At 64.4% G+C, this 14503-nt stretch carries 14 protein-coding genes and 1 tRNA gene; 8 read left to right on the top strand and 7 right to left on the bottom strand.

The genetic code is table 11. The features are described 5' to 3' along the window. Nucleotides 1-314 precede the first annotated feature (314 nt). The 8 genes from QMC81_00300 (at nucleotide 315) to QMC81_00265 (ending at nucleotide 9338) form a co-directional block, all read left to right on the top strand. Nucleotides 315-2183 carry a spore germination protein gene (locus tag QMC81_00300; protein ID MDI6905911.1) on the top strand — a complete coding sequence of 623 codons (1869 nt, stop codon included), beginning with the start codon at nucleotides 315-317 and terminating at the stop codon, nucleotides 2181-2183. After that, on the top strand, nucleotides 2176-3288 hold the full coding sequence (locus tag QMC81_00295; GenBank protein MDI6905910.1) for a GerAB/ArcD/ProY family transporter: 1113 nt from the start codon (nucleotides 2176-2178) through the stop codon (nucleotides 3286-3288). Before QMC81_00300 ends, QMC81_00295 begins: the two co-directional genes overlap by 8 nt. Next, nucleotides 3269-4522: a Ger(x)C family spore germination protein gene (locus QMC81_00290; protein MDI6905909.1), complete on the top strand. Its 1254-nt coding sequence runs from the start codon at nucleotides 3269-3271 to the stop codon at nucleotides 4520-4522. The genes QMC81_00295 and QMC81_00290 overlap by 20 nt, the downstream gene beginning before the upstream one ends. 6 nt (nucleotides 4523-4528) lie before the next feature. Further along, complete coding sequence (locus QMC81_00285; protein ID MDI6905908.1) at nucleotides 4529-4708, top strand: hypothetical protein; 180 nt, start codon at nucleotides 4529-4531, stop codon at nucleotides 4706-4708. A gap of 444 nt (nucleotides 4709-5152) precedes the next feature. Continuing rightward, on the top strand, nucleotides 5153-5434 hold the full coding sequence (locus QMC81_00280) for a MoaD/ThiS family protein (GenBank protein MDI6905907.1): 282 nt from the start codon (nucleotides 5153-5155) through the stop codon (nucleotides 5432-5434). Between the two features lie 33 nt (nucleotides 5435-5467). After that, complete coding sequence (locus QMC81_00275; GenBank protein MDI6905906.1) at nucleotides 5468-6535, top strand: hypothetical protein; 1068 nt, start codon at nucleotides 5468-5470, stop codon at nucleotides 6533-6535. 157 nt (nucleotides 6536-6692) lie between these two features. Further along, nucleotides 6693-8630: a DUF294 nucleotidyltransferase-like domain-containing protein gene (locus QMC81_00270; protein ID MDI6905905.1), complete on the top strand. Its 1938-nt coding sequence runs from the start codon at nucleotides 6693-6695 to the stop codon at nucleotides 8628-8630. A gap of 96 nt (nucleotides 8631-8726) precedes the next feature. Then, nucleotides 8727-9338, top strand: coding sequence for a PilZ domain-containing protein (locus QMC81_00265; GenBank protein MDI6905904.1), 612 nt, complete (start codon nucleotides 8727-8729; stop codon nucleotides 9336-9338). 348 nt (nucleotides 9339-9686) lie between these two features. Here QMC81_00265 and QMC81_00260 read toward each other — a convergent pair. The 7 genes from QMC81_00260 to QMC81_00230 form a co-directional block, all read right to left on the bottom strand. Next, a tRNA-Leu gene (locus QMC81_00260) sits at nucleotides 9687-9775 on the bottom strand. 110 nt (nucleotides 9776-9885) lie between these two features. Then, complete coding sequence (locus QMC81_00255) at nucleotides 9886-10917, bottom strand: cation diffusion facilitator family transporter (GenBank protein MDI6905903.1); 1032 nt, start codon at nucleotides 10915-10917, stop codon at nucleotides 9886-9888. A gap of 59 nt (nucleotides 10918-10976) precedes the next feature. Continuing rightward, a complete protein-coding gene (locus QMC81_00250; GenBank protein ID MDI6905902.1) occupies nucleotides 10977-11300 on the bottom strand; it encodes a metalloregulator ArsR/SmtB family transcription factor in 324 nt (107 codons plus the stop codon). 20 nt (nucleotides 11301-11320) lie between these two features. Next, complete coding sequence (locus QMC81_00245; protein ID MDI6905901.1) at nucleotides 11321-11776, bottom strand: DsrE/DsrF/DrsH-like family protein; 456 nt, start codon at nucleotides 11774-11776, stop codon at nucleotides 11321-11323. 147 nt (nucleotides 11777-11923) lie between these two features. Then, nucleotides 11924-12262 (bottom strand): hypothetical protein, encoded by a 339-nt coding sequence (locus QMC81_00240; GenBank protein MDI6905900.1) that lies wholly within the window; start codon nucleotides 12260-12262, stop codon nucleotides 11924-11926. Between the two features lie 16 nt (nucleotides 12263-12278). Beyond that, nucleotides 12279-13973 (bottom strand): NADH-ubiquinone oxidoreductase-F iron-sulfur binding region domain-containing protein, encoded by a 1695-nt coding sequence (locus QMC81_00235; GenBank protein MDI6905899.1) that lies wholly within the window; start codon nucleotides 13971-13973, stop codon nucleotides 12279-12281. Then, nucleotides 13912-14502, bottom strand: coding sequence for an NAD(P)H-dependent oxidoreductase subunit E (locus tag QMC81_00230; protein ID MDI6905898.1), 591 nt, complete (start codon nucleotides 14500-14502; stop codon nucleotides 13912-13914). The genes QMC81_00235 and QMC81_00230 overlap by 62 nt, the downstream gene beginning before the upstream one ends. Nucleotide 14503: the final 1 nt, after the last annotated feature.

The raw sequence follows: 14503 nt of genomic DNA, 5'->3' as shown, positions 1-14503 counted from the left end.
TCGAAGGGATTCACTGCGTGAATCCCTGATCCATTGGTTGTCGGGCGTCGGTCGTCCGGAGTGGATGGAAATCATGTGGTACAGAATAACACCAGGTCCGGGCGGGAGGTGACGCGCTATGAAGAGCTTGCTCGCCGGCCTGCTGATCCTGGCGGGCGTCGGCGGCCTGCTGGGCCTGGCCATCTATTATGTCGCCCTCAAGAAGATGTTCCGGATGTAGCTATCTCCGCCATTTATCCCCTCGCATATCCCCCCCCTGACTTCAAAAGCTAGACATGGATATAGAACGGGCGGGGGATTGCGCCTTGGGCCTTGTGCGATTTCTGCAGCGTACGCTGCTTTTCAAAGAGCCGGAGGAACCATCCGGCAGGTTCGAATCCGGGGGCGAAGACCGTCAAAGCTCCCGGACGCCCCCTTCACAGGATAACGGCAACGAAGACGCGCTGACCGGCAAGGGACGCCAACACCTCGCCGAGGCCGAACGATTAAACTCCATCATCCGTGAAAGGGCCCGCCTCTCGGACAGCCTGGACGCCAACAAGGAGGTCTTAAAGAACCTCTTCCGCGCCGAGGTCAATAACGACGCCATCCTGCGCGAGTTCAGCATCAACACCGACCCCCCCGTCCGGGCGATGATCATCTTCTACGACGGCCTGGTGAGCACCGTCGTCCAGGACCAGTTCATCCTGCAGCCGCTGATGCTCCTGGCCGGGTTGCGCCCCGCCCCGGAACAGCCCCGGAAGGGACCGGAGAAGCCGAGCTTCAAGATCCATCACCGCCGTCCCGGCGCGGAGGACGGCGACCGGGGAGGCAAGAAGGACAAGGAGGAGAAGAAGGACCGCGAGGTCGCCGCCGCTCCGCCGATCTTCCGCCAGGTCCTGGAGACCCTGCTGCCGGGGAACCAGGTCGCCCCCGCCGCGACCTTCGTGGACGTGGTGGCCGGCGTGATGAACGCCGACACCGCCCTGCTCATCGACGGCTGCGCCCAGGCGCTCCTCATCGAGACCAAGAACTGGGCGCACCGCAGCGTCTCCCCACCCCGCATCGAGGCCGTCATCCGCGGTCCCCAGGAGAGCTTCGTCGAGCATATCCGCACCAACACCACCCTGGTGCGCAAGATCCTGCGCGACCCGGCCCTGGTCACCGAGTTCGTCAAAATCGGGAAGATGAGCACCGCCCAGGCCGCAGTGATGTACATGGACTCCATCGCCAACCCGGAGATCGTGACTGAAGTCAAGCGCCGGCTGCAATCGGTCCGCTCCGACCTGGTGAGCGAGAGCGGGCTGATCGAGCAGCTCATCGAGGACGCCCCCTACGGGCTGGCGCCCCAGGTCCTGGCCACCGAGCGCCCGGACCGCGTCGCCGCGGCGCTGGTGGAAGGGCAGGTGGCCGTCCTGCCCGACGGCAACCCCTTCGCCCTGATCGTTCCGGCAACCTTCTTCTCCCTCTTCCAAGCGGCGGAGGACGCCTACGTCCGCTTTCCCTTCGGAACGATGCTGCGCCTGATCCGCTTCCTGGGCTTTCTGGTGGCGCTCCTGCTCCCGGGCGTCTATGTGGCCATCACCACCTTCCACCCGGAGTTCATTCCGACCGACCTGATGCTGGCCATGACCGGCGCCCGGGAGAGGGTGCCCTTCCCCACGGTGGTCGAACTTCTGCTCCTGGAGGTCTCCTTTGAGCTGATCCGCGAGGCCGGCATCCGCATCCCGGGCACCGTCGGCACGACCCTGGGTATCGTCGGCGCCCTGATCCTGGGCCAGGCCGCCGTCGCCGCGAACATCGTCAGCCCGATCCTGATCGTGGTCGTCGCCGTGACCGCGCTGGGAAGCTTCGCCATCCCCAACTACGGCCTGGGCCTGAGCATCCGCGCCCTGCGCTTTGCCTACATCCTGCTCGGCAGCATCCTGGGCCTCTTCGGGATTGTCGTCGGCCTCTTCCTCCACGTGGCGCTCCTGGCCAACATGCGCTCCTTCGGCGTCCCCTACCTGGCGCCGCTGGCCCCGGTCACGGCTTCCAGCCCGGACTACTTCTGGCGCGGGCCGGCCTGGGAACAGGAGAGCCGGCCCGACTACCTCGACCCCCTCCGCCGGGAGCGCCAGCCGCGGGTCAGCCGCGGCTGGCTGATACGTGACCGCCGGAAACCCCGGGGCGGCCCGGAAGGAGGAGGCGATCGCCGTGGCTAGGGAACCCCGCCTGGGCGTGCAGGAGGCGGTCACGGTCACCGTCATCTTCCTGATCGCGAAGCTGTTCCTCTCGCACCAGATCATCCTCTACCATGTGGGGACCACGGCGGCCTGGCTGCTGCCCGTCCTGCACACGCTGGTGGCCCTGGTCATCTTCCTCGCCCTGGCCTGGGTGCTGGACCACTTCCCCGGCCGCACCATCATCGAGGCCGGAGAGGCGCTGCTCGGCCCTTACGTCAACATGGCCGTCTCCGTCCTCTTCCTGATGATCATCCTGCTGCTCACCGGCCTGAACCTGCGGCAGTTCTCCGAGTGGCTGCTGACCGGTTTCCTGCCGGACACGCCGATCGGCGTGGTGGTCTTCTTTTACGTCGCCGCCATCGTGGTCGTGGTTTACCTGGGGTTCGACACCATCGCCCGCGTCGCCCGGGTTTACAGTCTTTTCCTGGGCCTCGGATTGGCCCTTTTATTCGCCATGACCACGCCCTACTGGAGCATCCAGAACATCATGCCCCTGGGCGGGTCCGGCCCCGGCCGCCTCCTGAGTGGCGGATTGGTGACCTCCGGCGTCGTGGCCGAGATCTTCCTGCTCTTCTTCCTCACCCCCTTCATCCCCCGGGGGGCGCTGCGGACCATCGGCTTCTGGAGTATCGGCCTGGCGGGTTGCGTATTGACCCTGGGCGTGCTGATCGTCAGCCTCTGTTTTCCCTATCCGGTCACCAGCGAGCTGTCTCTGCCGGTTTTCGAACTCTCCCGCCTGGTCCTGCTGGGGCGCTTCCTGCAGCGGGCCGAGGCCCTGTTCCTGCCGATGTGGGTCATGATGGCCCTGGTGCAACTCGCGGTGGCGCTCTGGGCGGTCACGGCGGTCCTCTCCCGCAGCCTGAGACTGCCCTGCAGCAAGGTCTTCATCCTGCCCGCGGCGGTCCTGGTCACGGCCGTCAGCTTTTACCCCGTCAACGTGGCCAGCGCCATCGAACTCGACAACGGTTTCCTGCGGCTGTGGAGCATGCCGGCCATCGGTCTCATCACCCTGGTGCTGACCCTCGCCACCTGGTGGCGCAATAGGAAGGGAGGGCTGCCGCGGGATGACGCGCAAAATCCGTAGACTGCTCGTCACGGTCCTGGCCGTCCTGCTGCTCGGCGGCTGCTGGAGCTACCGCGAACTGGACGAAACGGCCTGGGTTATGGCCCTGGGGATCGACAAGGGCCGGGAGAACCTGCTCACGGTCACGGCGCAGGTCGCCGTACCGAAGGCCATCGCCGGCGGGGCCGGGGGCGGCGGCGTGGGCGGTGGCGGAGGTGGCGGCGGCAATCAGACGGTCTCCACCGTCTCCATGGACGCCCCGACCCTGTTGAGCGCCCTGGAGCTGCTGAACGCCTTTTTCGACCGGCGGGCGGACCTCTCACACGCCAAGATCGTGGTCTTCTCAAGGGATCTCGCCGAGGAAGGGCTGGGGGATCTCCTGGCTCCCCTGGCACGCTTCCGCCAGTTCCGGCGGACGACCGCCATCCTGATCGCCCAGGAGCGGGCGGAGAAGCTGATCAAAGAGATCAACCCGATCCTGGAGGACAACCCGGTCAAGTTCTATGAACTGCTCACCGGCGGCTGGAAGTACACCGAGTTCATCCCTTACGACACCTTCTACGAACTCTACAACAACTCCAAGTCCTACGGCATCTCGCCGGTGGCCGTCCTGGCCGGGCTGCAGGAGAAGGAGAAGGGGCCGCCCGATCCGACCTACAAGCCGAAGGGCAGCTACATCGCCGGGCATATCCCGCGCACCGGCGGCGTAAAGCTGGAGCTGATGGGCGGCGCCGTTTTCCGGGGCGACCGCATGGCGGGGACGATCAACGGGGACGAACTGGGCATCGTCAAGATGCTGCGGGGGGATATGAAGCACACCATTATTTCGGCTAAGGACCCCCGGCATCCGCGCGAGTTCATCGTCGTCCGGGTCACCCCCCGGCAGGCGGCCGAGGTCCGGGTCGACCCCGCCGAGGTCCCCCGCGTCACGGCCGTCATCCGCCTGGAGGGGGACATCCTGAGTATCCAGAGCGGGGAGGAGTATGACAGCCCGGCGAGGATCCCGGAACTGGAGCGCGCGGTGGAAGCCATGCTGCAGCGTGACGCCGCCCGGGTGATCACCAGGGCGCAGCAGGACTTCCGCGCCGATATCTTCGGCTTTGGGGAAAAGGCGAAAAAGCACTTCCCCACCTGGCAGGCCTGGACCGGCTACGACTGGCATAACCGCTTTCCGGAGGCCGAAATCAGCGTGATCATCGACTTCAAGGTCCGCCGGATCGGGCTGCTGCACGAAACGGTACCGGTGAGGAGGTAGCTGCAAGTGATCTTCAAAACCTTGATCATGGTTGCCGTCCTGGCCATCGCTATCCGCACCGCCAGCTTCGGCCTCTGGGCCTGGCGGCGGGGCTATCGCCGCGGCGCGGTTGGCACATGGCTCATCGCCTGGCTGGACCTGGTGGCGCCGTTTCTCGTATGGTGGCACTATGCCCGTCTGACTTGAACTTGCAACGATTGTCATACTTTTTTAACAAAAGAACGTTAAAAGTTTAACAAGTAGAGAAGGAAAACTCATCCCTTTGTCGAAGTCTTTGTAACGAGAGGGAGTTCGAGGCCCAACGGCACCGAAATCTTGTCCACCCCCACAAGAAGCCAAGTAGCCTGTCAAGTCCGCTACGCCAAAAGATCGTCAAGGTGCCCTGACAGGCGGCTAGGTGTCCGGTTGCGGCCCCCTTCCCCAAGTTTTCCCCGCCGGTTTCCGAAGAGGATTCAAAACCCCCCTGACGAACTTTTTTTACGGAACGGGTATGAGAGCGCACGATACAAGGAGGCGCCGAATATGTGGGCGGTCATTCTGGTCATCCTCGGCCTGGGGGCGTTCGCCTTCTGGTACTTTTGCATGCCTTGAAGCCCCCGGCGCAACCGACGCTAGTCCGGCGTCACGCAGATGATGAACCCTATCGAAGTGCGGGCCTTTGGTGACTTACAGGGACTATTCAATGAAAGAGGCTGGCCTTTTCCGTTACTGGTGAACCTGCCGGAGCCGATGACGGCGGAGGAACTCGCCATAAAACTAAACATACCTCTCGACAAGATCGAGGCCGTCTTTCTCAACGGAAGGGCCGTGGGCGTAGATCATCCGATCCAGGCCGGTGACCGGGTGGCCTTCGTGCCGCCGGGCACTCCGGGGCCCTACCGCCTGCTCCTGGGGTTTACGGCCCGGACCTAAATAGAAGCCGCCGGCGCAACCCATACTAACCGTATGGCAAGGAAACATGGTCTTACGGCTTTTCAAATCGCCGCCGCCTACATCGCCGTGACCATCGGCGCCGGTTTCGCCTCCGGCCAGGAGGTGCTGCAGTTCTTCGCCTTCTTCGGCCCGGATTCGTTCTCCGCCGTGATCCTGGCCACCGTTCTCTTCATCTTCTTTGGCGCGGTCATCCTGCAGTTCGGTCACGAGTTGGGGGCCCGCTCCCACCTGGAGATCATCCGCCACGCCGGCGGGCCGCTCATGGGCGCGGCGATGGATGTCGTCGTGACCTTCTTCCTGTTCGGCGGCCTGGCAGCCATGCTCGCCGGCGCGGGCGCCACCGTCGGCCAGCAGTTCGGTCTCGCTCCCTGGACCGGCAGCGTAGCGATGCTGACCGTCACCCTGGGCACCGTCCTCCTGGGCCTCACCGGCATCCTTTGCTCCTTCAGCTTCCTCGTCCCGGTCCTGATCCTGGGGGTGGTCGCCCTGGCCGCCGTGATCCTTTTCCTGTATCCTCCGAGCCCGGCCCTGATCCAGCTCGCCCGCCAGCCCTGGGCGGCGGCCGTCCCGTCCTGGCCGGTCTCGGCACTGACCTACGTGTCCTACAACATCGTTATCGCCGTTGCCGTCCTGGGGCCTCTGGGCGCCCTCGCCGAGCGACGGCGCTTCCTGACCCGCGGCGCCATTGCCGGCGGGGTCGGCGTGGGGGTCGGGGTGCTGGCCATCAATCTCGTTCTCCTGAGTCTCCCTGACGCCGCCGCTTTTCCCATCCCCATGGCCTACGCCGCCGGGGTCGTCGCGCCGTTCGCCCAGGCGGCCTACGCCGGCGTCCTCCTGGCCGCGATCTACACCACCGCCGTCGGCGACCTCTTCGGCTTCACCTCCCGCTTCGCCGCTCCGGGAACCGGCCGTTTCCGCCTGATCGCCGCAGGAGCGGGTCTGGCCGCCCTGGGAGCCGGCCAACTCGGTTTCACCGTCCTGGTCCGTTTCCTTTACGCGGGGGTCGGCATCGCAGGATTCCTGCTCCTGGGCGCCCTCGTCTACGGCTACTTCCGTGCCCGCCTGCCCTTGGTGCACTGAGTCGGCCGGGCTGTATGCACGCTCCCGGCCCGCCCTCTTCACCACACCCCAAATCACCCCTTCCTTACAAAAGACCACGGTGAGGCTGAAGGAAAAGTAAACCCTCACGCCGAAAAGCGGTAGGAATTATTATCCTCCCAAGGGGGTGCATGCAAGAGTGGCCGTCAATGTAACCGTCCAGGAGGTCCTGCGGCGCCTGGCCCCGTTTCAAACGCTGGACCAGGCATTCCTCGACGAGGTCAGCGGCGAAATGTACTTTAAGACCTACGCCGAAGGGGAGTATGTCTTCCGGCAGGGGTCGCCGAGCCTGGGCGTCCTCTTCATCGTCGTGGAAGGCCTGGCGGAGGTCTCGGTAACCAACGAGCGCGGCGCGGAAAACGTAGTCGGCTACCGCCGGCTGAACGACTTCTTCGGGGAAACCGTCATCCTCTCCGGGGGAACATACTCCGGCTCGGTCCTGGCGAAGGAGCCTCTAACCTGCCTGTTGATTCCCCGCAGCGCCTTCGAGAAGCTGATCTACCACGATCCAAACGCGGCCGTCTATTTCAGCCGGGGTGTCATCGACCGCATGCGGGCGCTTTACGAGGAGATCGTGGCCGAGCAGTCGTACGAGGCCTACGGGCGCTCGGACGCGACCCTTTTCCGGCGGCAGGTCGGGGAAGTGATGTCCAGCCCGGTCATCACCTGCCGTCCATCGGATCCGGTGATGGGCGTCGCCCGGGTGATGAGCGAGAGCAACATCAGCGCCATCGTCGTTATCGACGATATCGGCCAGCCGGTCGGCCTGATCACGGAGAAGGACCTCGTCGCCAAGGCGGTGGCCACGTGCCTTGACGTCGCACACTCCCCCGCCGGGGAGGTCATGAACCGCAACCTGGTGACCCTGACGCCGCAGGCTTTTCTCCACCAGGCTCTGCTCGCCGTGATCAAGCAGGGCGTGAAACATCTGGCGGTCGTCGACCGGGGAATGCTCGTGGGCATCGTCACCCTCGTCGACCTGGTCAAGGCGCGCAGCACCGGCACGCTCTGGGTGGCTCACCGCATTGAGGCCCAGCACAGCCTGGCCGGCCTGGAGGAAACGGGCCGCGAGGTCGACCTTCTCCTGAGCGCGCTCGTCGCGGAAAAGGCGCCCGTACCCGCCCTGTTTGAGATCATGTCCGAGCTGCACGACCGCCTGACGCGACAGGTCATCGCCCTCTGCGAGCAGGAGATGGTTGACGAGGGCTACGGCCCGCCTCCTCAGCCTTACTGCTGGCTCAGCCTCGGAAGCGCCGGGCGGCGCGAGCAGACCCTGCGGACCGACCAGGACAACGCCGTCGTCTACGCCGACCCGCCGCCGGACCAGGCCGCGGCCGCCGCCGACTACTTCCACCGCCTGGGGGAAAAGGTCGTCGAAGGACTGGCACGCACCGGCTTTACGAAGTGCAAAGGGGATACAACGGCCTCCAACCCCAAGTGGTGCCGTCCGCTCGGGGATTGGTGCCGCGTGCTGGACGACTGGATCCGCCGGGTGGACCCCTCCGGCGTGCGGATGCTGACCATCTTCCTGGACTTTCGCCACGTATACGGCGAAGCCGCCCTGGCACAGGCGCTGTGGAAACAGGTTTTCCGGTCTTTCCAGGAGCCGACGCCGGCATCCCATCTCCTTACCCAGGACGAGGTCCGTTACAAGGCGCCGCTCGGGCTCCGTGGCAGTTTCATCACCGAAAAATCCGGCCCGCACCGGGACGAAATCAACCTCAAGAGTTCGGCCGCGGTGCACATCGTCAATTGCATCCGGATCTTCGCCATTAAGCACGGGATCACCAAAACATCCACCCTGGGCCGGCTGCAGGAACTGGTCGCTCAGGACGTCATCGACCGGGAGGACGCCGAGTTTATCCAGGCTTCCTACGAGACGATCATGATGTTCCGCATCCGGGAGAACCTGCGGAAATACCAGCAGGGGCTGGAGCCCGACGACTATATCAACCCCCACCGCCTCAGCAAGCGCGAGCAGGCCGCCCTCCGCGAGGCCCTTTCGGTCATCGGCCGCCTGCAAAAGCTGACCGCCAGCCACTTCAACGAGTTCTGGCGTGATTATCTCACTACATAAGGTTCAGTCCGGTAGCCCGGCGCCGAGCAGAAAACGGATGGTCAGGGTTAAGGTCCGGCGACAAAGGACAAGGAGAGTGGTCGGCTCGTGGCGACGATGGGAACGAAAGATGTCATCACCGAGAAACGCCGGGTCTGGCTGCAGACATCCTTCCAGGCGGCCCTGCCGGCGGTTGTCACCGCCGTGGAAGAAGACGTCTTCTGGACCACCCTTCCCCGGGAAGCGGGCCAGGTCCTGGTCCTGCAGGAGAACGACAGGGTGAGGATGGGCGTCTCCCTGAACGACGGCTTTTACACCGCCGAGACCGAGGTGAAGGCGGTGGGGGACGGCGGGGATAAGTTTTACGGCCTCGCCAAACCGGCAGAGCTGGTTCGGACGCAGCACCGGCAGTTTATGCGCCTGTCGACCGTAACCGACGCCCTCTTCACCGCCGGGGAACTGCAGGCGCGGACCGTGCTGGTCAACGTCTCGGCGGGGGGGCTGATGGTCTATCTGGTCCCCGACCTGCAAAGGATCATCCAGTCCGGCGGGAAGATGCGCGTCAAATTCAGTGTGGACAACGCCGCCTTCGACCTCCCGGTGCACAACGTATGGCAGAAGAGCTACGATCATGTCCCCTTCGCCGGCTTTCAGTTCCTGCAGATCCCGCCCGCCTTGCGGTTGAAAATGGCCGAGCTGTGTCTCCTGAAGCAGCCCCAGGGCCAGTAGAAGGAAACACCCCTGCAACTCTTCTGATACAAACCCCTAGCGCCCCTTCGCATGCCGAAGGGGCTATATTTCCAAGCGGCCCGGCCCGGGTGGAAAGCATGTGGCTTACAACAAGGCTGTCTTGGAGAGGAGCGGGTCGGGCATTACGTTATGGGACACCCCTGGGAGCGGCTCTTCGCCGACTACAACATACTTGCCGGGCACCTGTGGCTCTTGGTTCTGGTTTGGATCACGGTCGCTCCCTACATATTTACTCGTTTACGGCAATAGACTCTCTCGCGGGCAATAAAACAAAACCCCTTCGGCGACACCGAAGAGGAGTATAAGTCCGGGGTGTTTTATTATATATGGTGCCGGAGGGGGGGATCGAACCCCCACGGGCGTCGCCGCCCCCGGGATTTTAAGTCCCGTGCGTCTGCCTGTTCCGCCACTCCGGCTCTAAACTTAATTATACATCGGACACGGGGGCGGGCACAACCGGCCGGCGCGGGACGCGCTGTAAAAACCGGGCCGCGGATGAATCACCGGTACCCCCGCCGACGAGGCCCTACTCCGTACCGGCCGGGCGTCCCTTGGGAGCATCCACCGGACAGGTCCCCGCGGCCGCATCCTCCGGCAGGGCGGCGCAGAAAGCCGTCGGCCAGTTCCGGTTGCGGTTGTCGGCCATCACCGTCACCGAGGCATGCTTGATCTGGGGGAACCGTTTCTTGATCTCCTTCTTCACCGTAAACCCGAGGTCATCGGAGGTTTCCAGGGGCAGTTCCCCGTTGGCCTCGATGATGATCTCCAACAGGTAGGCGTTGGGGCCGATGGCCATGGTGCGCAGGGCATGGATGTCAGTGACCCCGGCCATCTCCATCACAAAGTCGCCAATGGCACGGGTCATCTCGGGTCCGATGGACTCCCCCGTGATGATGTCGGCGTTGTCTTTGGCCAGGTTGATCCCCACGTAGAAGAGGATCAGGCCGATGATAATCGAGGCCGCGCCGTCAAACCAGACCTGTCCGGTGAAGTGCACCAGGAGCACAGCGGCGGCGGCGATTAACAGGCCCAGGAGGGCGATGGAGTCCTCGAAAAAGATGAAGCGGGTCGACGGGGTGGCCCGTACCAGGGCGCGGGCCCCCTTGACCAGCAGGGCCGGCCCCGAAGCGGCGACCCCGGCCTCGGCGCAAAGGGCCTTCAAAGCCATGGTGAGCGAATAGCTTTCAAAAAGGATGCTGGCGCCGAGAACACCCAGGTTAAGGGCGACATACACCAGCGGCTCGGGATGCAGGATCTTGCTGACGCCGCCGTAAATGGAAAGGGCACCGCCGATCGTGATCATCCCCAGGGCCGCCAGGAAAGAAAAGAAGAAGACCCGCTTACCGTAACCGAAGTTGTAATGCTGGTCCCGGGGACGGTTCGCGCTCCGGACCCCGTACAGAAGAAAGAAGCTGTTCGCCCAGTCGGCGACGGAGTGTTTGAACTCGGCGGCCATGGCGCTTGAGCCGCTGAAGATCGCCGCGACCAGTTTGATCACCGCGATGGCGCCGTTGGCAACCAGGGCGGCCTTAATCGCCGACTCGCTGTTATGGGTCAAGAATGCCTCGCTCCCTCAAACCGTGGCCTGTCTCCGGATACACCCGATGCCTTTTCCTGTTATTTCGCCGGCGGCGGCGCCTTTCCTTCCGCGGCGTCCTCCCCGCCCCAAAGGGCCTCCGCCAGGCGGCGGACCCGCCGGTCGGCGACCCGGTAGCAGACCGCGGTCCCCTGGCGCTCCCCATCTACAATCCCGTGGGCGCGCAGGACGGCCAGGTGCTGGGAAACCGTGGACTGCGGCAGGCCCAGGCATTCCCTGATCCGGCCGACCCGGCAGGCGTCCTCCCTGAGAAGCCCATGCAGGATGCAGAGGCGCGCCGGGTGGGCCAGGGCCTTGAGCAGATCCGCGTCCCTGCGGTAACGCCGAATGTCTTCCCCGCTCACCGCATCAGCCTCCCCGGCAACTAAATGAATAGCTCGACGTCGGCATCCAGCGCCATCCGCATGTAGCCGGCGGCGTCGATGACCTCCACGCCTTCGATGAGGTCGTCCTTCGTCACCCCCATCATCTGCATGGTCATAAGGCAGCCGTAGAACCTGACCCCTTCCAGCCGGGCCATTTCCAGCAGCTCGGCCGGCGGCGGCACATTGGCCTTCTTCTCCGCCATGCTGAGCATCATCCGCGTCGCCAGGGCCGCCATGCCCGGGACCGCCCCGAGGAGACCCGGCATGTAGTACTTAACTTTCTTTATCCCGCCCCTGCGGATAACGTCCAGGCCGTTAAATGTGAAAAAGACCGCCGTTTCAGCCCCGGCCCGGACCCCCTGGAGGCCCAGGATAAGCGGTGGATAGACCCCGTCGAGGGTGTTGCGGGAACAGATTAGAAGCACCTTCTTGGTCTCCTTGGCCGCTTCAGCCATGCATACCCTCTCTCCCTTTATTTAAATATCTAGATGTTTAGAATATATGTTAATTGCGTAACACATGTCAATCAACCAACGATGGAAAAAAAGAAACCCTCCCGCAGCGGGGGAGGCCGACGCCGATCACTGTGCTAAAAGGGCAACCTATTTTTCTTTTCCGTCCTCCTCTCCTTTTGGGCCCTCTTGCAGCAGCCTGTGAATAAACTCCGTGGCCCGTTCGTTGTAGCCCAGCTCCACCCCAAGGGCTACGCAGCCGCCGAAGGCACGGCAAAGGATATGGCTCATCCTCTGAATGCGGGCGTCATAGCATCCCTCGGGAGGGGAAGCGGCCAGGCAGGGGATGAGGTGGCTTTCCACCAGTTCGCCGGCTGCCTTGGCCAGGTACTGGTGGAGCCCGGGGAATTGGCCGAACAGCTCGGCCGGCCCGGGGGCGTCGGCGACAATACGGTTATACTCTTCTACAAAGCTGGGGATCTCGCTCACGGACACGGCCTCCTTTTCAATGCACCCGCAGGTTGCAGACGCCTGCGGGGCAATAATGATCCTTGATGTGGGCCAGGTACTCGCCCCGGAAGTACCGGAGCGTGGAAAGGACCGGGTTGGCGGCCGTTTGCCCCAGCCCGCAGAGCGAGGCTTCCTGGACGTCCCCGGCCAGCGCATCCAGTTCGTCCAGGTCCTCCAGTGTCCCCGCGCCGGCCGTGATCCGTTCCAGGATCTCGACCATCTGGGCCGTTCCCACTCGGCAAGGGGTGCAGCGGCCGCAGGACTCGTCCCGGGCGAACTGCATGTAGAACTTCGCCAGGTCAACCATGCAGTCACGGTCATCGAGGACGATCAAGCCGCCGGATCCGACGATCGTACCGAGTTCACGGAATGATTCGTAGTCAATCGGGACATCCAGCCGGTCGGCCGGCACCGCCCCCCCGGACGGGCCGCCGGTCTGGACGGCCTTAATCCTGCGGCCGGGCGGAGGCCCGCCGCCGATGTCGTAGACCAGGGAACCCAGGGGCATCCCCATCGGCACCTCAACCAGGCCGGTGTTCCGGATTTTCCCGGCCAGGGAGAAGATCTTGGTCCCCTTGCTGCGCTCCGTGCCCATGGCGGCGTACCAGGCGGCGCCGCGGCGGATGATGGCCGGTACGTTGGCCAGGGTTTCAACGTTGTTAATCACCGTCGGCTTGCCGTAAAGCCCGGCCTGCGCCGGGAACGGGGGGCGCACCCGGGGCTCGCCCCGCAGGCCCATGGCAGAGTTTAAGAGGGCCGTTTCCTCGCCGCAGACGAAGGCCCCCGCCCCCAGCGCGATGTCGACGTCAAAGGAGAATTCCGAACCGAGGATGTCCTTGCCCAAAAGACCCAGCTTTCGCGCCTGGCGGATGGCGATCTCCAGCCGCTTGACGGCCAAAGGGTACTCGATACGGGCGTAGACGAACCCCTCGTCCGCGCCGACGGCGTAGGCGGCGATGGCCATCCCCTCCAGGACGGCGTGCGGGTTTCCTTCCAGGATGCTGCGGTCCATGAAGGCGCCCGGATCCCCCTCGTCAGCGTTGCAGACGATATACTTTTTGGGCCCGGGCTCGACCGCGGCGAAGGCCCATTTCCGCCCGGTGGGGAAGCCGGCCCCGCCCCGTCCCCGCAGCCCGGAGGCGGACACGGTCCGCGTGACCTCTTCCGGAGTCATGCCGGACAGGACGTGGGCCAGGGCGAAGTAACCGTCGCGGGCGATGTATTCCTCGATGTCCTCGGGGTCGATCAGACCGGAGTTCTCCAGCACCACCCGGTGCTGCCGGGCGAAGAACGGCACCTCGAAAAGGAAGCTCCTGGCCGTCTCCCCCTCCCTGTAAAGCAGCTCGGGCACCACCCGGCCCTTCTCCAGGTGCCGTTCCGCCAGGTGCCGGACCTGGTCCTCCTTCACCCCGCAATAAAGCACCGCGCCGGGGTGGACGACCACGATCGGCCCCGCCCCGCAAAAACCGAAACAGCCGGTGCGCGTGACCGTGACGTCCAGGCCGCGCTCCCGGACCTCTTGCCGCAGGGCGTTGTAGATCTCCACACTGCCCGAAGAAGCGCAACCGGTACCGGTGCAGACCAGGACCTGGGACGGCCGGGCAAGCTCTCCCGGCCGCAGCCGTTCCTCAATACGGGGGAGGTGTCGCGCGCGGATCCCTTCCAGGTCGGTCAGGCTGGTGAGGGACATCGGTCACCACCCCCTCTCGCTCGCCTTCCTCGGCCTCCCGCCGGTAGCGGTCCAGAAGGGGAGTGATCATGTCGGCGGTGAGGTTGCCGTGAACATCCTCGTTGACCGTGATTACCGGGGACAGGCCGCACGCCCCGAGGCATCGCGTGGAGCGCAGGGTGAAGAGACCGTCCGCCGTGGTGCCGTCGTCATCGACCCCCAGCAGTTCCTTAAACCGCTCAAAGATGTCCTGGGCACCCTTGACGTAACAAGCCGTTCCCCGACAGACGCTGATCGTATACCTTCCCCGGGGGGCGGTGACAAAACCGGCATAAAAAGTGGCCACGCCGTTGACGTGACCAATGGGCAGGCACATCCGGTCGGCGACATATACCTGCACCTCGGGGGTCAGGTAACCGAAGAGGTCTTGCGCCTTCTGCAGTACACGTACCAGGCCTCCCGGACGGGAACCGTAGCGCTCGATGAACTTGTCCAGGGCGCGGTACCGCATCTCCGCGGGGGAGGCTTTTCCCCTTTTACCCTCGGCCATT

This window comes from Thermoanaerobacterales bacterium, assembly GCA_030019475.1.
Lineage (GTDB): Bacteria > Bacillota > Desulfotomaculia > Desulfotomaculales > JASEER01 > JASEER01.
The sequence above is the reverse complement of the archived record's forward strand: the minus strand, read 5'-3'. Positions and strand labels throughout refer to the sequence as shown.